Origin of the sequence: Embleya sp. NPDC008237 (assembly GCF_042956465.1) — a bacterium.
In the GTDB taxonomy this organism is placed as follows: domain Bacteria; phylum Actinomycetota; class Actinomycetes; order Streptomycetales; family Streptomycetaceae; genus Embleya.
Window position 1 is genome coordinate 339,803 of record NZ_JBIBGL010000012.1, and the last position, 18,660, is coordinate 358,462.

General features: G+C 72.5%; 15 protein-coding genes and 1 pseudogene. 7 read left to right on the forward strand and 9 right to left on the reverse strand.

Going from position 1 to position 18,660, the window contains the following annotated elements; all coding sequences use genetic code 11:
• Nucleotides 1-79: 79 nt before the first annotated feature.
• The 4 genes from ACFZBU_RS30145 to ACFZBU_RS30160 all read right to left on the reverse strand — a co-directional run bounded on the left by ACFZBU_RS30145 (nucleotide 80) and on the right by ACFZBU_RS30160 (nucleotide 6,192).
• On the reverse strand, nucleotides 80-1,591 hold the full coding sequence (locus ACFZBU_RS30145) for an LCP family protein (protein WP_391586833.1): 1,512 nt from the start codon (nucleotides 1,589-1,591) through the stop codon (nucleotides 80-82).
• Between the two features lie 155 nt (nucleotides 1,592-1,746).
• The gene (locus ACFZBU_RS30150) at nucleotides 1,747-3,732 is read right to left on the reverse strand and encodes an LCP family protein (protein ID WP_391586834.1); all 1,986 of its coding nucleotides are present in this window, start codon (nucleotides 3,730-3,732) and stop codon (nucleotides 1,747-1,749) included.
• 259 nt (nucleotides 3,733-3,991) lie between these two features.
• A complete protein-coding gene (locus tag ACFZBU_RS30155) occupies nucleotides 3,992-5,350 on the reverse strand; it encodes an LCP family protein (RefSeq protein WP_391586835.1) in 1,359 nt (452 codons plus the stop codon).
• Nucleotides 5,351-5,445: 95 nt separating this feature from the next.
• The gene (locus ACFZBU_RS30160; protein WP_391586836.1) at nucleotides 5,446-6,192 is read right to left on the reverse strand and encodes a TIGR03089 family protein; all 747 of its coding nucleotides are present in this window, start codon (nucleotides 6,190-6,192) and stop codon (nucleotides 5,446-5,448) included.
• A gap of 124 nt (nucleotides 6,193-6,316) precedes the next feature.
• Here ACFZBU_RS30160 and ACFZBU_RS30165 point away from each other — a divergent pair, with 124 nt between their 5' ends.
• Nucleotides 6,317-7,456 carry a peptidoglycan recognition protein gene (locus tag ACFZBU_RS30165; protein WP_391586837.1) on the forward strand — a complete coding sequence of 380 codons (1,140 nt, stop codon included), beginning with the start codon at nucleotides 6,317-6,319 and terminating at the stop codon, nucleotides 7,454-7,456.
• A 129-nt stretch (nucleotides 7,457-7,585) separates the two neighbouring features.
• Here the strand turns inward: ACFZBU_RS30165 and ACFZBU_RS30170 are convergent, their stop codons facing one another.
• A complete protein-coding gene (locus ACFZBU_RS30170) occupies nucleotides 7,586-8,806 on the reverse strand; it encodes a glycosyltransferase (RefSeq protein WP_391586838.1) in 1,221 nt (406 codons plus the stop codon).
• Nucleotides 8,807-8,888: 82 nt separating this feature from the next.
• Here ACFZBU_RS30170 and ACFZBU_RS30175 point away from each other — a divergent pair, with 82 nt between their 5' ends.
• Entirely contained in the window at nucleotides 8,889-9,818 is a 930-nt protein-coding gene (locus ACFZBU_RS30175) for a DNA-3-methyladenine glycosylase family protein (RefSeq protein ID WP_391586839.1), read from the forward strand.
• A gap of 224 nt (nucleotides 9,819-10,042) precedes the next feature.
• Nucleotides 10,043-10,486: pseudogene (locus ACFZBU_RS30180) on the forward strand (SRPBCC family protein); the annotation flags it as partial.
• 355 nt (nucleotides 10,487-10,841) lie between these two features.
• Here the strand turns inward: ACFZBU_RS30180 and ACFZBU_RS30185 are convergent.
• Both ACFZBU_RS30185 and cofD read right to left on the reverse strand, forming a co-directional pair.
• Nucleotides 10,842-12,176 carry a coenzyme F420-0:L-glutamate ligase gene (locus ACFZBU_RS30185; protein ID WP_391586840.1) on the reverse strand — a complete coding sequence of 445 codons (1,335 nt, stop codon included), beginning with the start codon at nucleotides 12,174-12,176 and terminating at the stop codon, nucleotides 10,842-10,844.
• A complete protein-coding gene (gene cofD / locus ACFZBU_RS30190) occupies nucleotides 12,176-13,138 on the reverse strand; it encodes a 2-phospho-L-lactate transferase (RefSeq protein WP_391586841.1) in 963 nt (320 codons plus the stop codon). Before cofD ends, ACFZBU_RS30185 begins: the two co-directional genes overlap by 1 nt.
• 285 nt (nucleotides 13,139-13,423) lie before the next feature.
• Between cofD and ACFZBU_RS30195 the strand changes: the two genes are divergently transcribed.
• Nucleotides 13,424-14,419: an NAD-dependent epimerase/dehydratase family protein gene (locus tag ACFZBU_RS30195; protein WP_391586842.1), complete on the forward strand. Its 996-nt coding sequence runs from the start codon at nucleotides 13,424-13,426 to the stop codon at nucleotides 14,417-14,419.
• 50 nt (nucleotides 14,420-14,469) lie between these two features.
• Here the strand turns inward: ACFZBU_RS30195 and ACFZBU_RS30200 are convergent, their stop codons facing one another.
• Nucleotides 14,470-15,582, reverse strand: a complete 1,113-nt coding sequence (locus ACFZBU_RS30200; RefSeq protein WP_391586843.1) for a sensor histidine kinase — start codon at nucleotides 15,580-15,582, stop codon at nucleotides 14,470-14,472.
• Nucleotides 15,579-16,274, reverse strand: coding sequence for a response regulator transcription factor (locus tag ACFZBU_RS30205; protein ID WP_391586844.1), 696 nt, complete (start codon nucleotides 16,272-16,274; stop codon nucleotides 15,579-15,581). The genes ACFZBU_RS30200 and ACFZBU_RS30205 overlap by 4 nt, the downstream gene beginning before the upstream one ends.
• A gap of 154 nt (nucleotides 16,275-16,428) precedes the next feature.
• Here ACFZBU_RS30205 and ACFZBU_RS30210 point away from each other — a divergent pair, with 154 nt between their 5' ends.
• From ACFZBU_RS30210 to ACFZBU_RS30220, 3 genes are read left to right on the forward strand one after another with little or no spacing between them, the layout of a single operon-like run.
• Nucleotides 16,429-17,124: a glycosyltransferase family 2 protein gene (locus tag ACFZBU_RS30210; protein WP_391586845.1), complete on the forward strand. Its 696-nt coding sequence runs from the start codon at nucleotides 16,429-16,431 to the stop codon at nucleotides 17,122-17,124.
• Nucleotides 17,121-17,741, forward strand: coding sequence for a DUF2064 domain-containing protein (locus ACFZBU_RS30215; protein WP_391586846.1), 621 nt, complete (start codon nucleotides 17,121-17,123; stop codon nucleotides 17,739-17,741). Before ACFZBU_RS30210 ends, ACFZBU_RS30215 begins: the two co-directional genes overlap by 4 nt.
• On the forward strand, nucleotides 17,738-18,493 hold the full coding sequence (locus tag ACFZBU_RS30220) for a class I SAM-dependent methyltransferase (protein WP_391586847.1): 756 nt from the start codon (nucleotides 17,738-17,740) through the stop codon (nucleotides 18,491-18,493). The genes ACFZBU_RS30215 and ACFZBU_RS30220 overlap by 4 nt, the downstream gene beginning before the upstream one ends.
• Nucleotides 18,494-18,660: the final 167 nt, after the last annotated feature.

Here is an 18,660-nt window from a genome sequence, read left to right on the forward strand (position 1 = left end):
TTGTTCGATCGATGGGGGTCGCGGACGGGCGCTTTCCTGCGCATCCCATCACGACCCCCTTCGAACGTGCCTGCGTGTGTTACTGCTTCTTGCGCGGAGACGCGCACTTGGTGTTGTCGGCCGTCTCCAGGTTCAGGTCGGCGGCCTTGGGCGGTTCGGGCGTCCCACTCGGGCCGGCGCCGGCCGAACTCGTCGGAGTGCCGCCGCCCCCGGGGCCCGCGTCCGGAAGATCCGCCCCGATCAGCAGCTTGATCGTGGTGTCGCCGGGACGGGCCACCTCCAGGGCGGTCTCCGGCAGGCCCAGCGCGGTCGCGATCGCCTTCGCCTGATCCCGACTGCCGTCGGGGTAGGTGATCCGGCTGTTGGCGTGTTCCCGGCCGTCCGGCATGGTCGTACCCGAAGTGGCCTTGAAACCCTGGCGCTTGAGGGCTTCCACCACCGGGGTGATGCGCTTCTTCTCGGTCCCGGTGTCCACCGTCACCCGGATGTGGGCCGCGTCGCTCGGCGCGATCGTCGGAGGGGGCGGAGGCGGCGTCGTGGCCACCGGCGCGGGCGGCGGATCGGTCGCCCCGTCGCCCGTGGTCAACGGCCGGTCGGCCCGGATCGCGGCCCACAGGTTGTCCGCCGCCGGCCGCAGGGGCTGGACCTGGTCCGGTGCCGGCCGGTAGGTCTCGGTCGGCAGCGTGGTGAACGCCATCCGCTTCTCCGGCACCTTCTTGATCTCGTCGGCCAGGTCGATCAGCTTGTCCACGCCCGCCAGGTCGTTGTCCACCGTGAGCGCGCTCACCGCACTGTTCGCGATCTTGAACATGCCGTCCACGTTGCTCAGTTTCGCGTTGCTCTTGAGTTCGCGTGCCAGCGACATCAGGAAGACCTTCTGCGCCTCGATCCGGGCCAGGTCGCTCCCGTCCCCGAACGCGTGCCGGGCGCGCAGGAATTGCAGCGCGTCGTTGCCGCTCAGGTTGTTCGGGCCGGCCGGGAGGTCCAGGCCGGTGCCGCCACGCTCATTGGACAGGACCGGGTCGTGGATCGGCGCGTCGAGGCAGATCGGCACCCCGCCGACCGCGTCCGTCAGATCCCGGACGCCCTTGAAGTCGACCTCGATGTAGTGGTCGATCCGGACCTGGAGCATGCGGTCCACGGTGGCGACCGTGCACGACGCGCCGATGCTGCGGAAGCTGTCGTTGAACTGGCCGAACCGGGCCTCGGTGACCTTCTTGTCCTTGCCCTTGCCGATCTCGCAGCGCGGGATGTCCACCATCGTGTCGCGCGGGATGTTCACGAGCGTGGCGTTGGAGCGGTCGGCGGACAGGTGCATCAGGATCGCCACGTCGGCGAGCCCCTCGTGCCCCTCCGCGCCGTAGCGCCGCCCCTCGCCGATCCGGCTGTCGTTGCCGATCAGCAGGATGTTCATCGGACTTCGGCCCTGTTCGTCCTTCGCCGCGGCCGGTGGTCGATTGCTCTTGTCGGCGGTGATCTGGGTGTGATGCAGCTTCCCGTTCAGGTACCGGATGTACCCGTACGCGCTGCCGGCCAGGATCACCAGGATGCCGACCACGGAGATCGCGATCCATTTGAGGCGCTTCTTCACGGTGCTCTTTCTGCGTATGCCCCGCCGGTCGGGTGCCCCGTGCTCCCCGGCCTCCGTATCCGCGTCCGTGCCCATGTGACGAGCCCCCTCCGGCAACGTGCCGGGTCACCGCCGATCCGCGGCGACCCGGCCCTCCCTGTGCGGTTTCGATGCAATCAGCCCGCGCACACGTCCTGTTCCGCCGTTCGTCCCGAAACGGTGACGATCGGGCCCGTGTTCGCGGCCGAGGTCGGTTCGGCCGACGGGGTGCCGCCGCTGGTGGATGTGGGGTCGGTCGTGGAAGTCGACGAGCCCGGTGTCCCGGTGTTCGCGGGCGACCGGGTGCCGGTCCCCTTGTCGGTGCCGCTCGAACCCGGTGCGGTGGGCGTGACCGTCACCCGGTCGCCGTTCTCGTCGATCCTGGTGCGGGTGGACGCCGTCGGCGTCGCCGCCTGCTCGATCCGCACCTCGCCGTTGTTCTCGAAGCCGTTCTCGTCCTTGCCGCTCACCGCCGCGCCGACCGCGACCCGGTCGAGGCGGATCGCCTCGAACAGGCGGTCGGCCTGGGGCTGGACCAGTTCGTCCCGGTTGATGTCGAACCGGTACGGCTGCCGCGGCACGGTCAGGAACGCGACCCTGTCGTTGGGGATCCCCTTGATGCTGTCGGACAGGTCCATCAGATCCCTAAGCGAACTCAGTCCCGGGTCGGCGGTGATCGACCGGGTGCCGGCGTCGAGGAGGTTGTACAACTTCCACGGCTGGGTCAGCATGTCGCCGACCTTGACCTTCTTAACGAGCGCGGCCAGAAAACGCTGCTGGCGAGTCATCCGCTGGGTGTCGCTGCCGTCGTCGACGTTCTTGCGGGCGCGGACGTACCCGAGTGCCTGCTCGCCGTTGAGCCGTTGCCGGCCGGCGGGCAGGTCGAGCTTGGCGGCGGTGTCCCGCATCGGCTGACTCAGGCACACGTCGACGCCGCCCACCGCGTTGACCATCTCCTTGAAGCCGGAGAAGTCGATCACGATGTGGTGATCGACGCGGACCTTGGTCATCTGTTCGATGGTCTTGATCGTGCAGGCCGCGCCGCCGATCTCGAACGCGTGGTTGAACTGGTCGCGGTAGGCCCGCGACTTGCTGCCGTCCTGACGCACGCACGAGGGGATGTCGACCATCAGGTCGCGCGGAATGCTGACCGCCACCGAACTCTTCCGGTCGGCGGCCAGGTGCAACAGGATCGTGGTGTCCGAGCGCTTGGTGCCCTCGCCGATGTCGCCGTACTGCTTGTTGTCGCCGCTGCGGTCGTCCGAGCCCAGCAGCAGGATGTTCGTCGCGTCGTGCGCGACGACCTGCGGACGTTCCTGCTCGGGGCCCAGCTTCGCGGTCAGGTCCTCGGAGGTGATGTTGCCGTCCAGCTTGCGGTAGATCGCGTACACCGCGATGCTGCCGGCCACCAGGCACAGCGCCACGGTGACCGTGACGCCGATCAGGACCCGCTTGTACACCCGCCGGCGTCGATTCCGCCGGGAGAGCCGATCCGGCGCCGCGGCCTCGCCGGCGGCGGCCATCGCGGCCACGGCGGCGGCGAGCGGCTCCTCGGAGCCGGCTGCGGCGGGCGTGGGCGGGGACGGTACGGCGGGCGCCGCGTCGGCAGGTGCGCTCTGCTGCCCGGCGGGGGGCGGTGGGCCTGCCTCGGTCTGTGTACCTGCTTCGGTCTGCGGATCCCCCTCGGTCTGCGGACCCGCTTCGGCCTGCGGATCCCCCTCGGCCTGTGCGCCCGCCTCGGGTATCTCCGCCGCCGGTATCTCGGCCGCGGGTATCTCGGCCTTCGGCCCACCCGGCTCGGCCGGTTCCGCCTCGGACGCGCCCGCCTTCGCCTCGGCGTCGGCCCCGACCCCGGCAGCCGGCCCGTCCGCGGCCGGTGCCGGATCAGCCGGGTCAGCCGGGACCGCCGGGCCCGCGGCGGGAGGCGCGTCGGCGGCCGGAGCCGGGTCGGCCGCGTCCGCGCCGGGAGCCGGGTCGGCGTTCGCCGCGTTCGGCCCATCCGTCTCGGCCGCCGCGGGTCCCGGAGCCGATGTCTCGGATTCGGTCGGAGCCGCGGGTGCCGTCTCCGGGCTCGCGTCCCGACCGGATTCGGCCTGCTTGCCGGCCCGTTCGCTGTCACTCACGTCGTGTCTGCTTCTTTCCCCAGGGCGCCCAACGCCGATCAAGAGCGACGAACCGCGCGTAGAGCGGCCGTTATCTGTGATAGACGTGCTGCCACTGCCCCGAGTTGCGTGTGCCCATCCGCCTGTGACGCAGGTCACCGAATGAAGGCGCAACACGTCACGGCGGAGCGGCCCGCGTATCGGCGAGCACGCTACCGTGCGCCACCACATTCGTCGCCGCCGAGGCGGGACGCCTGTGGACGAATGGGGTGATGGGGCGTCAGTTCGCCTTGCAGATGTCCTGATCCGCGTTCCGGGTGTCGGCCCTGACCGAGGTCTTCGCCGATTCGGCCGGCGCGGCGGTGCCGCCGGCGACACCGGCTGCCGGGGCGGCCCCGTCCGGTCGGCGGGTGGGCCCGTCGGACGCGACGTCGATCGAGGGTGCCGCCCCCGGTGCTGCCGCCGGATCCGGTTTGCGCCGACCGTCCAGAGGCTCGTCGTGGTTGATCGCGTCGAACAGGCGTCGGGCGTCCGGCTGGACCAGGGCGACCCGGTTGTTGTCCTCCGGCGGGTTGTACACCGGCACGTGCGCGAAGGTGATGTCCCTGGTCTCCAGGTCCTGCATCCCGCGCGCGAGGTCGACCAGGGCCGCCACCGAGTCCAGGCCCTCGTCGGCCCGGATCGACTTGGTCAACGCGTCGGCCAGGGCGAAGAGCCGGGACGGGCTGGAGAGCGTGTCGCCGCTGCGGATCTGCTTCGCGAGCGAGGCCACGAACGCCTGTTGGCGCTTGATTCGTCCCAGATCGCTGCCGTCCCCGCCGAGCCCGATGTCGTGGCGCAGCCGGACGTAGTCCAAGGCCTCCCGGCCGTGCACCTTGCGGCGGCCGGCGGACAACGTGATGTTGCCCTCGCGGTCCTGCACGGTCCGGGGCAGGCAGATCTCCACGCCGCCCACCGCGTCGACCATGCCCTTGAAGCCGGAGAAGTCCACGATGATGTGGTGGTCCACGCGCATGTCGGTGATCTTCTCGACGGTGTTGCGCGTGCACGCGGCGCCGCCGAGTTCGAACGCCGAATTGAACATCACCCCGCGCTGCTCGGCGGAGCGCGCGCCGTCCCTGGTCACGCACGAGGGCACGGTGACCAGCAGGTCGCGCGGGATGCTCATGACCACCGCGTGCTCGCGGTCCGAGGACAGGTGTACGAACAGCGTGGTGTCCGAGCGTTCGCCGTTGTCCCCGCCGCCGCCCAGCGCGCGGTTCTCGCCGGCCCGCGAGTCCGAGCCGATGATCAGCAGATTCATCGGCTCGCCCTTGCCGTTGCCGTTGCCGCCGACCGCCGGGCGATCGGCGTTGAGCTTGCCGTCCACCGCGTCGGTCTCGAGGTTGCCGTTGAGCCGTTGGTACGCGACGTAGGCGGCCGAGACGCCGGTGAGCAGGATCAGCGAGATGCCGACTCCGATCGGCAGGAACACCTTGCGCCGCCGGTTGCGCTTCTTGCGCGCGCGGCGCGCGGCGGCCCGACCGGAGCCGGATTCGACCGGCGCGGCAGGCGCGGACTCGTGGGTCGCGGACGGCTCCTCGGGCGCGGCGGGCTCGGCCGCGCCCTCGGGCCGGTACAGGTGATCCCACGTATCCATGAACCCACGCCTCCCCGCCTGCTGAGGGACCGCCGGGCACGGCACTACGGGCGGTCGTGGCCACGAAAGCGCAGCACGACCCGTCTTGTCATGGCCTAGTCGGCGGAACGGGTGACGGCACGGGTGACCCGCTCGACCTCGATTCGCCGCTCCAGCAGGGATTCATCCAGGTGACGGCACACGACGACGGGGACCGACGCGGCAAGCGGCGCGAGCACGCCCGCTCGCAGTCCACCCGTTCGGGCGAAGCTCAAAGAGGTGAGCAGGCGATCGCCGGGGACCAGCTTCCACTCCCGCGCGGCGGCCTCGCCCGCCTCGGCCAACTCGCCGGCCGTCCACTCGCGTCCGGCCTCCGAAAGCGCCGGGGCATCAGCGCGTACCGGGCCTTCGGGCACGAACCGGTCGCCGTGCCCGGCCACTTCGGCCGCGTAGTCCAGGAAGCCGGTCGGCGGCGTGGGAAACCGCCCGCCCATCGGCCGCAGCGCCAGGGCGACCCGCTCGCCCGGGCAGGTCGCCGCACGATCGAGGGTGTCCGGGCCGGACACCACCACATCGGCGTCGGCGGGATCGCCGTCGAAGCTCACCACCAGGCCCAGCGACCAGGCCGCGAGCAGCCACACCTGGGTCTGCCAGTGCGCGGGCAGCAGCAGTGAAACGCGTGCGCCCGGCTCGACCGCGAGGTCGTCGCGCAGCAGGTTCGCGGTCTTGGCGACCCAGTTGTCGAACGTCGCGACGGAGAGCTCGACCCGCTCGCCGGTGGCGTCGTCGTAGAAGGTGGTGAAGGGCCGCGCGGAGTCGGCGGCGAGCGCGATGCGCAACTGATCGACCGGGGTGCTGAGCATGCTCCCAGCCTATCGAGCCGATGAATCGATGGCGCAAATGGGTGTAATTGCCGCATTTGGTACGGGATTCAGTGCCGTGCGGGAACCGGTAGAGCTCGACCGCCCACGATGGAGGGGCCCGCCCGTGTACACCAGAATCGCGTTGTCGATCGCCGCCCTCGCCGTACCCGCCGTGCTCGTCGGACCACCCGCGCACGCCGAGGACCGGCCGAGCACCCCCGGTTCGACGGTGACCCTCCCGTTGACCGGCATCGAACAGGAGCCGGACGCCGGCGCGCCGCGCGTGGGCCGGACCGAGGTGCTCACCACCGAACGCGGCACCCCCGCCTACTCGTTGCTCGGCGTCACCTGGGCCGATCCGGGCGCCGGGGCACGAATGGCGGTGCACGTGCGCACCCGCACCGGCGGAGTGTGGAGCCCGTGGCACGAGCTGCACACCGGCGTCGACGGCACCGACGAGGTCGAAGGTGGTGTCCGCGGCGGCACCGAGCCGTTCTGGGCGGGCCGGTCCGACGGCATCCAGGTCCGCGTGGGCGTGCTGGACGGCGTGCTGCCCAAGGACCTGCGTGCCGAACTGGTCGACCCCGGCGAGTCGATTCTGGACCGGATGCCGCCTCGCCCGACCCTGCCCAACCGCACCGACGGTCGGGCGGTCAAGGGCCACGCCGACAAGCCGGCGATCGTGGCCCGCGCGGACTGGGGCGCCGACGAGTCGCTGCGGGACGCGAAGTTCAAGTACACGAACACCGTGCGAGCCGCGTTCGTGCACCACACCGCCGACGGCAACGACTTCCCCTGCAGCGACTCGGCCAAGGTGCTCCGGTCCATCTACCGCTACCACGTCAAGACCAACGGCTGGGCCGACGTGGGCTACAACTTCCTGGTGGACAAGTGCGGCACGATCTTCGAGGGTCGCGCCGGCGGCACCGAGAAACCGGTCCTGGGCGCACACACCCTCGGCTTCAACACCGACAGCATGGGCGTCGCCGCGATGGGCACCTACACCACCGCCGCGCCGCCCGGCCGGATGCTGATCGCCCTCTCCCGGGTGATCGCGTGGAAGCTCGGCCTCGACGACCGCAACCCCAAGGGCAAGGTCACGCTTACCTCGTCGGACAGCGGCAGCCGCTACCCCAAGGGCACGACCCACGCGTTCGACGTGATCTCCGGCCACCGGGACGCGTTCAACACCGAGTGCCCCGGCCAGAAGCTCTACGACCAACTACCCGCGATCCGCACCGACGTGGCGCTGCGGGTGGGGTGAGCAGCGCGGCTCCGCCGAGTGCCCGCGGTTTTCGCGCCGACGAAGACCGCGGGCGCCTGCCGACGCGCCGCCCGCGATCCGTACCGACACGGCCCGCGCGTGGGCCGAGCTCCCGTTCGCGCTCGGCGGTCAGGCGCGCTTGTCGACGATCTCCCGGAGCCGTTCCACCAGCGTCTCCACCACCGCCTCGGGGACGAAGCGCTCGCGGGCGAGCGCGACCGCCGCTGCGCGCAGCCGGGCCACCTCGGCCGGGTGCTGGGCCAACCGGCGCAGTGCGTCGGCCAGGGCGTCCGAATCGCCTGCCGGCACGAACAACCCCGCCGGCCCGAACAGTCGGCGCTGCGGCGCGGTGTCCGAGGTGAGCACCGCGCACCCCGCCGCCGCACCCTGGAAGACCTTGTTCGGCACCAGTCGCAGCGCCTTGGCGCCGGTGCCGAACACGCCCAGGCACACGTCGTGCGCCGCGACCAGGCGCGGCAACTCGGCCTCCGGAACCCAGGTCCGCCAGGTCACCCGCGGTGCGTCCGGGCCGACCAGGTCCCGGGTCCGCTGCGCCTGCAACCCTCGACCGATCATCGTCACCACGATCGGATAGCCCTCCAACCGACTCAGCGCGGCACCGATCACCGGCGCGCCCTGCACCGGCGAATACAGACCGAACGAGATCACCCGCAGGTCCTCACCGGGCCGGAAGTCCGGCGCGAAGTCCACCGGCAGGTCCGCCGCGACAGCGCCGGGTCGGGCATCGGACGCCGGGTCCGTGCCGGAGCCCGGCCCGCCCGCCGCCATCGGGGTCGGATCGGTGCTCGCCCGGCCCGCGTCGAACCACACCGGCGCCGCCCCGATCGGCACCACGACCGCCCGGTCGCGATGCCCGGGCAGGAGCACCCGGCGGTGCTCCTCGGTGTCCACCAGCACCAGCCGGGCCGCGGCGATCGCGGCCTGCTCGATCCGGTCGACCTTGCGCAGTTCGGCCTGCGCCGACTGGCCGAGCCGATCGGCCACGTCGTCCACGCTCTCCAGGTGGTCGAGCACGAGCGGTACGCCCGGGAACAGCCGACGGGCGATCTGGATGTCGAGCCGACCCTGATAGCCGACGATCACCACGTCCGGACGCGGCGCGCGGCGGGCCTTGGCGACCAGTTCCGCGATGCACCGGGCGTGCCGTATGCGCTGGCGGGGGATCCCCGGATGGGCCGCGGGGGGCGGGACCATCGGCCCGGCGTCCATGTGTCCGAGGGGAACGTTGCAGGTCACCACCTCGATACCGTGGCGCCGCAAGCCCTCGATGAGGATTCCCACCCGGGGGTGGACGGTCGTGTCATAGGTGCCGAACGCCATCACCCGCATAGGTGAAGTCTGCTCTGCGCACATCGGGGCAAAACCGGGAAGGTACCGTGGCGGTCCCGACCCGGACCGCGAGGAGAGCCAGTTGCACCCGAGTGCCCGCCACCGCGTGTGGCGTCCGGGCTTCCCGCTCGACCTGCGGCTGACCCTGGGCCAACTGCGCCGCGGCCACAGCGACCCCACGTACCACGCGGGCACCGACGGCTCGGTGTGGCGGACCTCGCGCACGCCGGACGGGCCGTGCACGCTGCGGCTGCTCGACCGTCCCGGGACCGGCGAGGTCGAGGCGAGCGCGTGGGGGCCCGGCGCCGGATGGCAACTCGACGCACTGCCGGCCCTGCTCGGCGCCGAGGACGAACCGGATGCCTTCGTCGCCCGGCACCCGATCGTCCGGGACGCCGAACGCCGTTTCGCGGGCCTGCGGATGCCGCGCACGACGCTGGTGCTGGCCGCGCTGGTGCCCTCGATCCTGGAGCAGAAGGTCACCACGATCGAGGCGCGCCGGGCGTTTCGGCTGCTGCTGGGCAAGTACGGCGAGGCGCCGCCGGGGCCGGCGCCGACCGGCCTGCGGGTGGTGCCCGACGTTCGTACCTGGGCGCTGATCCCGTCCTGGGACTGGGTCCGGGCCGGCGTGGACGGGCGCCGCTCGCGCACCGTGATGGCGGCGGTCCGGGTGGCCGGCCGGCTGGAGGCGACCACGGGCGTGGCCCACCCCGAGGCGGCCCGACTGCTGCAACTGGTGCCCGGGATCGGCATATGGACCGCGGCCGAGACCATGCAGCGCTCGCACGGCGACGCGGACGCGTTGTCGGTGGGCGACCTGCACCTGCCCAAGACGATCGGCTTCGCGCTGGCCGGACACGCGGTCGACGACGCGGGGATGCTCGAACTGCTCGCCGGCTACCCCGGACACCGGCACCGGGCCGCGCTGTTGATCCGCATGTCGGGCGTGAAGGTCCCGCGCCGCGCACCGCGGTACGGACCGCGTCGGCACTTCGTCGGCAAGGCGTTGTAACCAGGCCTTGTGAACCAGGCGTTGTGAACCAGGTCTCGTGAACCAGGCGTTGCGAACAAGGCTTTGTGAACAAGGTGTTGTGAGCGGGCGTCGTGAACCCGACCCCGACCCCGACCGGGGACGCCACGTTTGTCGGCGGAGGGCTCGGGCAGCCGTTCGGGTGAAGGACCCGGCTGTGCAATCTCGCAGCAGGAACCGACACCGAGAACGAGGAGGAAGTGCTCGTGACGACCGTCCAGCACTCGATCGACGTGGACGTGCCGGTCCGCACCGCGTACAACCAGTGGACCCAGTTCCGGGAGTTCCCGCAGTTCATGAGCGGGGTCGAGCGGATCGAGCAACTCGATGCGACGCATACCCACTGGGTCACCCGAATCGCCGGAGTGACCCGGGAGTTCGACGCCGAGATCACCGAACAGCGACCCGACGAGCGGGTCGCGTGGAAGACCGTGGACGGCCCGCATCAGGCGGGCGTGGTCACCTTCCACCGGCTCGACGACGTACACACCAGGGTGATGCTCCAGATGGAGTTCGACCCCGAGGGTCTGGTCGAGACGGTGGGCGACAAGCTCGGCTTCGTGCGTGGCCGCACCAAGGGCGACCTCGAACACTTCAAGGTGTTCGTGGAGAAGCGGGGCCACGAGACCGGTGCCTGGCGCGGCGAGGTCGAGCCGCCCGGCAGCCAGGGCTCCGCCGATCTGCCGCAGACACCGCCCCCGCCCTATGACGGCCCCGAAATGTCGCCGAACCCCGGACGCACCGGAGCCCCCGGCGGCGGACACATCCCGCCGCCGCGTCCGCAGGCCCCGCCGACCGTCGGCGGATCCTCGGTCGGAGGCTACTGACGTGGCGTGACGCCCCCGGACATCGGCCGGACATCGCTTTCGACCCGTCGTCGGCAGTGATGTGGGCCCGCCGAATCCGGGCCGGCAGCGCCACGCGGCAGAGGCCGTGCACAAAGGGGTGGGCGCGCCATCGGAAATCCGATGGCGCGCCCACCCCTTCGTCCTGTTCGGGCGCCGCTCAGCGCACCACGATCACATCGTCCGCCGCGCGGACCGGACGCTCCCGAGGCGGCTCGGCCGGCCGGCCCACCGCGACGGCACCCATCGGATCCCAGTCGGCGGGCAGCGCGAGCGTGGCGCGTACCACGTCGGGACAGAACATCGTCGACGACACCCACGCGGACCCCAGGCCCTCCGCGGTCAGCGCGATCAGCAGGTTCTGCACGGCGGCGCCCGCCGCGACGGTGAACATCTCCCGCTCGGCCCGCATCCGCACCGGATCGGGGTAGGTGTGCGCGCCGTCGGTGACCAGGCACGGCACCACCAGATACGGCGCGCCGCGCAACACGTCGCCACGCTTGACCCGCTGCGCGATGCGCTCCTCACCCAGGCCGTCCGCCCGCAGATCCGCCACCCACGCGTCGCGCATCGCGTCCAGCAGCGCGGTCCGGGCCGACGCGCTCTCCAGGAGCACGAACCGCCACGGCACGGTGTGGTGCGGGGCCGGTGCGGTGATCGCGGCGGCCACCGCGCGACGCACCGCGTCCGGATCCACCGGCTCGTCGGTGAACGCGCGCACCGTGCGCCGCGCGGTGATCGCGTTCCGGGCGCCCTCGCCGACCGCCTCCTGGGTGCCGAGCCGGAACATGTCGTCCTCGGCGCCGCGCACCAGCGGACGTACCCCGGCGCCGTCCGCGTCGGTGACCAGATGCCCCAAGCCGCGCACGATCGCCACCGGGACCGCGCCCGCCTTGCCCTTGACCAGCTCGGCCGCGCTTGCGAGTTCGTCCACCACCGCGGTGACGGTGACCGCGAGTTCGTTGCCGTGCGTGTCGATCCGGCCCCGGTGGTCGTCCATCGCGTCCAGCCCCGCCACGCCGATCGCCACATCGGTGACCCCGGTACGCCAGGGCCGGCCGAAGGTGTCCGACACGACGACGCCCACCCGGACGCCGGTCGACTCGGCCAGTGCCGCGCGCAACCGGCGGGCCGAGGCGTCCGAGTCCTCCGGAAGCAGCAGCAGGGTGCCGGGTTGCGTGTTGGACGCGTCCACGCCCGCCGCCGCCATCACGAATCCGTGCCGGGTCTCCACGATCCGGGTGCGGCCCTTGCGCGCGACCAGGCGGACCGTCTCGGTGTCGATCACCTTCTCCCGATCGACCCCGCGCAACAACCGACCCTCGGCCTTGCTGAGGATCTTCGAGGTCACCACGAGCACGTCCCCGTCGAGCAGGCCGGGCCCGTCCGGCCCCGCCGCCGCGTCCGCGATCAGCCGGCCCAGGTCGGCGCCCTCGCCGATCTCGGGCAGCCCGGGCACCCCGAACACCGAGTAGCCGCGCGGCGGAGCCCCCATCAGCGCACCTCGTCCGCGAGTGCGAGCGCGGCGCGGGCCATCTCGGCGGTGGCCTCGACGTCGGTCATCAGCAACGGGATCGCCCGGCACGGGATGCCGGCCGCCTCGACGGTGAGCACCGTGTCCGCGTCCGCGGTGTCCACGAGCCAGCCGTCCAGCAGCCCCGGTCCGTAGTGCTGGGCGACGGCCGCGGCGCTCGTCTCGACGCCGACCGCCTCCAGGACCCGGTCGGCCATCCCGCGTACGGGTGCGCCGCCGATGATCGGCGACAACCCGATCACCGGCGCCTCCGCGGCCACCAGCGCCTCGCGGATCCCGGGCACGCCCAGGATGGTACCGATGCTGACCACGGGATTGGACGGCGGGAACAGGATCAGGTCGGCCTCGGCGATCGACTCCAGGACGCCGGGCGCGGGCTTGGCCGTCTCGATGCCCACCGGCACGATCGCGTGCGCGGTCGGCGCGGCGCGAAGCCGCACCCAGTACTCCTGGAAGTGGATCGCCTTGCGGGTGCCGGGCTTGTCGGGATCGTCGATCACCACGTGCGTCTCGACCCGGTCGTCGCTCATCGGGACGAGTCGTACACCGGGCTGCCACCGCGCGCACAGCGCCTCGGTGACGGCCGACAACGGGTAGCCGGCACCGAGCATCTGGGTCCGCACGATGTGCGTCGCGTAGTCCCGGTCGCCCAGCCCGAACCAGGTCGGTTCGACGCCGTACGCGGCCATCTCCTCGCGAATGCTCCAGGACTCTTCGCGGCGCCCCCAGCCCTGCTCCTCGTTGATGCCGTCGCCGAGCGTGTACATGACGGTGTCGAGGTCCGGGCACACCTTGAGCCCGAACAGGTGGATGTCGTCCCCGGTGTTGCCGACGACGGTGATCTCCGCTTCCGGAACGGCCGCCTTGAGACCCCGCAAGAACCGGGCCCCACCGATGCCGCCGGCAAGTACAACGATGCGCATGGGATCAGTCTCGCAGGCTGCTTGTCGGGCGCCTTCGGCGCCGGCTCGCGAGGGGCCACTTTTTTTGCGGCTCCGCCGCTCTCCGCGCTGTGCGCGTCGACCACCGGCGGCAGGGTGGCCGGGGCGCCGACGCGCCCGGGGGAGGTGGTGGGCCGGAGTCGTGGGGGTGGGGCGAGCCGTGTCGAGGTGGGCGAAGGGTGGCGCCCGGGGGAGAAGGTCTTACGAAGGGGTGACGTCGGCGTGGGCCGGGGGGTCGGAGGGTCGGCGTCGGCCTAGCGTCGGGGTATGAGAATCCTGGTTACCGGCGGCGCCGGGTTCATCGGAACGCACGTCGTCGAATGCCTGACCGAAGCCGGGCACGAGGTGCGGGTGCTCGACCTGGTGCCGGTCGAGGGTGTGGACGCGGTACAGGGCGATGTGCGTGATCCGGCGGTCGTGGACCGGGCGTTGGTCGGGGTCGACGCGGTCTGCCATCAGGCCGCCAAGGTCGGCTTGGGCCTGGACCTGAACGATGCGCCGGACTATGTCGGCTGCAACGACCTGGGCACCGCGGTGCTGCTCGCCGCGATGGCACGGGCGGGTATCGGCCGCCTGGTGCTGGCGAGTTCGATGGTCGTCTACGGCGAGGGGCTGGGCCACTGCGCCGAGCACGGCGAGGTGGTGCCGGGTCCGCGGCCGGTCGAGGCGCTGATGGCCGGCCGCTTCGAGCCGCCCTGCCCGCTGTGCGGGCGGGCGGTGACGCCCGGCCGGATCTGCGAGGAGGCGGCGCCCGACCCACGCAACGTGTACGCTGCGACCAAGCTCGCCCAGGAGCACCTGGCGAGCGCCTGGGCCCGGGCCACCGGCGGCGTGGCCACGGCGCTGCGCTACCACAACGTCTACGGCCCGAGGATGCCGCTGGACACCCCGTACGCCGGCGTCGCCGCGATCTTCCGCTCGATGCTGCGTGCCGGTCTGCCCCCGAGGGTGTACGAAGACGGCGGCCAACGCCGCGACTTCGTCCACGTCCGCGACGTGGCCACCGCCAATCTGGCCGCCCTGGACCGTTCCGGCCACGGCCTTCGCGCCTACAACGTCGCCACCGGCGTCCCGCACACCGTGGGCGAAATGGCCAGGGCCCTGTCCGAGGCGCACGCCGGCCCGGCCCCGATCACGACGGCCGAATACCGCCTGGGCGACGTCCGGCACATCACCGCCTCGGCCGGCCGCCTGGAGAGCGAACTCGGCTGGCAGGCCACGATCGAATTCACGCACGGCATGGCGGAGTTCGCCCAGGCATGACCCCCGACGGCGGTCGCGAACCACCGGTGCCCCCCGACGCACCGACACCCTCACCCCGCCGGCAGCCTCACCTCGAAGCGGCAGCCCATTCCCGTGTTCGCCACGCCGACTCGGCCCGCGTGGGCCTCGACGATGCCGCGGACGATGGCCAGGCCCAGCCCCGCGCCGCCGCCGGGGGCCGGGGTGCGGGCGTGGGTGCCGCGCCAGCCGGTGTCGAAGACTCGGGGGAGGTCCTCCTCCGGGATGCCGCCGCATGCGTCGGTGACCGAGACCACGACCTCGCCCTCGGCGGTGCTCACCCCGACCGCGACCGTGCCGTCCGAGGGGGTGTGCCGGATCGCGTTGACCAGGAGGTTCGTGATCGCCCGGGACATCTCGCGGCCGTCCACCCGGACCGGCACCGCGACGATGTCCTCGCCCGCCACCCGGACCGAGCAGGATCGGGCCAACTCCTCGGTACCGGCCATCGCGTCCGCCACCAGGTCGTAGAGCGAGACCCGGGCCAGGGTCAGCTTCAGGGCGCCCGCCTGGATCCGGGACAACTCGAACAGGTCGTCCACCATCCCGCTGAGCCGATCCACCTCGGTCCTGATCCGCCGGTGATAGCGCGCCGGATCCTCCGGCAGCCCGTCCTCCAGCGCTTCGGCCATCGCGCGCAGACCCGCGAGCGGCGTGCGCAGGTCGTGCGAGATCCACGCGATCAGCTCGCGTCGGGCGTGCTCGACCGCCCGCTCGCGCTCCCGGGATTCGCTCAGTTGTACGCCGGCCCGCTCCAACTCGCGTCCCAACTCCGCAAGTTCCACCACGGCGGAGACTCGGCGCGGCGGTCCGGGCGGGCCGCCGCCGAGTGCTCGCGCGGTGCCGCGCAGGGCTCGGACGTCGGCCACCACCGGGCGGCCGAGCAGCATCGCCACGCCGATCGCGAGCACGGCCGAGACCGCGCAGACCACCATCACCACGGTCAGGTCGTGCGAGGAGAGCAGCATCGCCTGGGAGACCCCGACCGTACCCGCGGCCATGCCGGCTATGGTCACCACCGACATCGCGGCCAAGGCGACCGAGAGCGAACGATTGCGCAGCGCGCGCAGGCCGAGCAGGCCCAGCAGGGTGACCCCGAGCCCGCTGCCCGCCGCGATCAGGCAGATCAGCGCAAAATCCTTCACGGGCACTCGGGTTCGACCTCCAGCCGGTAGCCCACGCCCCATACGGTCACCAGGAGCCGGGGCGCGGCCGGGTCGTCCTCGATCTTCTCCCGCAGCCGCCGTACATGCACGGTGACCGTGGACTGGTCGCCGAACTCCCAGCCCCAGACTCGGCGCATCAGCTCGTCTCGGGAAAAGGCCCGGCCCGGATTGCCGAGGAAGAAGCCCAGCAGGTCGAACTCGCGTGCGGTGAGCGAGAGTTCGCGGCCGGCGCGAAGCACCCGGTGGGCGGCGACATTCATCTCCAGGTCCGCGTGCCGCAGCACCGAGGGCACCGGCGACGGTGGAGCCGGCACCGCGACCCGGCGCAGCACGGACCGCACCCGCAGGACGAGTTCCCGGGGGCTGAACGGCTTGGTGACGTAGTCGTCCGCGCCGACCTCGAGGCCGAGCACCCGGTCGCCCTCGTCGCCCAGCGCGGTCAGCATCACCACCGGCACCGGGCCGCGCTCGCGCAGCCGTCGGCAGACGTCCAGCCCGTCCATGCCCGGCAGCATCAGGTCGAGCACCACCAGATCGGGCATCTCGGCGAACGCCAGATCGAGCGCGGTGGGCCCGTCGGCGGCGTGTGCCGTACTGAACCCCGCGCGTTCGAGATAACCGACGACGACCTCGGCCACGGTCGGGTCGTCGTCGACGACGAGCACCTTCATGCCGGCGAGTGTAGGTGCGCGAAGAGGGACGATTCCGGCGGGAGGTCGATCCGTAAGGGGCCCGTAACCCACACGGGCGTATCGCCGCGACGTCAGCACTCCGTAAGCACGTCAAGCCTGGGTATGCGGCCTGCGCGTACCTAGCGTGAGCCGCATGGACGCCTCTTCAGCGCATCCCGCCGAGCATCTTGTGGACGTCGTGCTGCCGTGCCTCGACGAGGCCGACGCGCTCCCGTGGGTGCTCGCCCGGATGCCGGCCGGATATCGCCCCATCGTCGTGGACAACGGCTCGCGCGACGGCTCGGCCGAACTGGCCCGGTCGCTCGGCGCCCGCGTGGTGGCCGAGGAGCGCCGCGGCTTCGGCGCGGCCTGTCACGCCGGGCTGCTCGCGGCGACCGCGCCGATCGTGTGCTTCTGCGACTGCGACGCGTCGCTGGACCCCGGGCAGCTGCCCGAGGTGGCCGGCCCCGTGCTCGCCGGCGGCGCGGACCTGGTGCTCGGTCGCCGCCGCCCGCAGACCCTCGGTGCGTGGCCGCCGCACGCACGCCTGGCCAACCTGGTGCTGGCCCGCCGGCTGCGCCGGCGCACCGGTGCACGGCTGCACGACCTGGGGCCGATGCGGGCCGCCCGGCGCGCCGAACTGCTCGCGCTGGCGGTCGCGGACCGCCGCTCCGGCTACCCGCTGGAGACCGTGGTGCGCGCCGCCGACGCCGGTTGGCGGATCGCCGAGGTGGACGTGCGCTACCTGCCCCGCTCCGGTCGCTCCAAGGTCACCGGCACGGTCCGGGGCACGGTCACCGCGGTCCGGGACATGAGCGCCGTGCTCGCCCGTGCGGGGCGGCCCGCATGAGCACCCTCGTGGTGATCGCCAAGGCGCCGCTGCCCGGTCGGGTCAAGACCCGGCTGAGCCCGCCGCTGACCGCGGACCAGGCCGCGGCGGTGGCCGAGGCCGCGCTCACCGACACACTCGCGGCCGTACTCGCCACACCCGCGCACCGCCGCATCCTGGTGCTCGCCGGCGAACCCGGGCCGTGGTTGCCGGCCGGCTTCGACGTGGTGCCGCAGGGGGCCGGCGGCCTCGACCTGCGCCTGGCCGCCGCTTTCGCCGGCTGTACCGGGCCGACCCTGCTGGTCGGCATGGACACCCCACAGATCACGCCCCAATTGCTGACCGTGGACTGGTCGGCCGCCGACGCGTGGTTCGGTCCGGCGACCGACGGCGGATTCTGGGCGATCGGACTGCGCGAGCCCGACCCGTCGGTGTTTCCCGGGGTGCCGATGTCGATGCCGCGGACCGGCGCGATCCAACGGGCCCGACTGCTCGCCGCCGGGCTGACCGTACGCGACCTGCCCACGCTCACCGACATCGACACGGTCGCCGACCTGGCCGCCGTCACCCGTGACATCCCGGGCACCCACTGCGCCGGCGTGGCCCGTGCGCTGCTCGGCGGCGAGGTGTACGCATGACCCTGGTCCGCGACCCCGACCACCCGACCGACCTTGCCCCGGGCGCTGCGGCGGACCTTGCGCCGGGCGCTCGGGCCGATCTCGCCGCGGACCTCGCGCCGGGTGTTCGTGCCGATCTCGCCGCGGACGTTCCGGCCGACCCGTACACGATCGCGCTGCGCGACGGGGGAGCGCTGTACCTGCGCCGACACGGCCGCCGTCGGCAACGCCTGGAACTCTCCCGCTGGTGCGCCGAACCGGACGCCGCCGACGACACCATGCTCGCCCGCTGTACCGGCCCCACCCTGGACATCGGCTGCGGCCCGGGTCGGCTGGCCGCGGCACTCGGTCGCCGAGGGGTGGCCGCCCTCGGTGTCGACCCGGTACCGGCCGCCGTCGCCCGGGCCCTGGCCGCCGGGGCCACCGCGCTGTGCCGCTCGGTATTCGAGCCGCTGCCCGGCGAGGGCCGCTGGGCCGCCGCCCTCCTCGCCGACGGCAACATCGGCATCGGCGGCGACCCGGGCCGGCTGCTCGACCGCGTCCACGGCCTGCTGGCCCCCGGCGGCCTGCTCGTGGTGGAGACCGACCCGCAGGACGTACACGAACGCTTCGCCGCCCGCGTCGAAAACGACCGCGGCGGCCGGAGCAGCGCCTTCCGCTGGGCCCGCGTCGGCACTCCCGCGCTACGCACCCTCGCCCGCGCCCACCGCTTCACCATGACCGACGCCTGGGCCGGCCCGAACCGCACCTTCGCCGCGTTGTCCCGGGCCTGACCGGGGTTGATTCGGGGTTTGACGCACATCGGGCCGGGCGGACCGGGCGCGTGTCGAGGTCACCGGGGCGCGGAGCGGACGGGTCGGTCGGGTCGGGTCGGGTCGGGTCGGTCGCTGCGTGTTGGCTGCCCGCTCGATGCCGGGCTGCACATCCGCTACGCGGCCAG

Excerpts from the sequence above, each read along its gene's own strand:
- ACFZBU_RS30155 (WP_391586835.1), bottom strand. The coding sequence starts at position 5,350 with ATGGATACGTGGGATCACCTGTACCGGCCCGAGGGCGCGGCCGAGCCC.
- ACFZBU_RS30160 (WP_391586836.1), bottom strand. The coding sequence starts at position 6,192 with ATGCTCAGCACCCCGGTCGATCAGTTGCGCATCGCGCTCGCCGCCGAC.
- ACFZBU_RS30170 (WP_391586838.1), bottom strand. The coding sequence starts at position 8,806 with ATGCGGGTGATGGCGTTCGGCACCTATGACACGACCGTCCACCCCCGG.
- ACFZBU_RS30185 (WP_391586840.1), bottom strand. The coding sequence starts at position 12,176 with ATGGGGGCTCCGCCGCGCGGCTACTCGGTGTTCGGGGTGCCCGGGCTG.
- cofD (WP_391586841.1), bottom strand. The coding sequence starts at position 13,138 with ATGCGCATCGTTGTACTTGCCGGCGGCATCGGTGGGGCCCGGTTCTTG.
- ACFZBU_RS30195 (WP_391586842.1), top strand. The coding sequence starts at position 13,424 with ATGAGAATCCTGGTTACCGGCGGCGCCGGGTTCATCGGAACGCACGTC.
- ACFZBU_RS30205 (WP_391586844.1), bottom strand. The coding sequence starts at position 16,274 with ATGAAGGTGCTCGTCGTCGACGACGACCCGACCGTGGCCGAGGTCGTC.
- ACFZBU_RS30210 (WP_391586845.1), top strand. The coding sequence starts at position 16,429 with ATGGACGCCTCTTCAGCGCATCCCGCCGAGCATCTTGTGGACGTCGTG.
- ACFZBU_RS30215 (WP_391586846.1), top strand. The coding sequence starts at position 17,121 with ATGAGCACCCTCGTGGTGATCGCCAAGGCGCCGCTGCCCGGTCGGGTC.
- ACFZBU_RS30220 (WP_391586847.1), top strand. The coding sequence starts at position 17,738 with ATGACCCTGGTCCGCGACCCCGACCACCCGACCGACCTTGCCCCGGGC.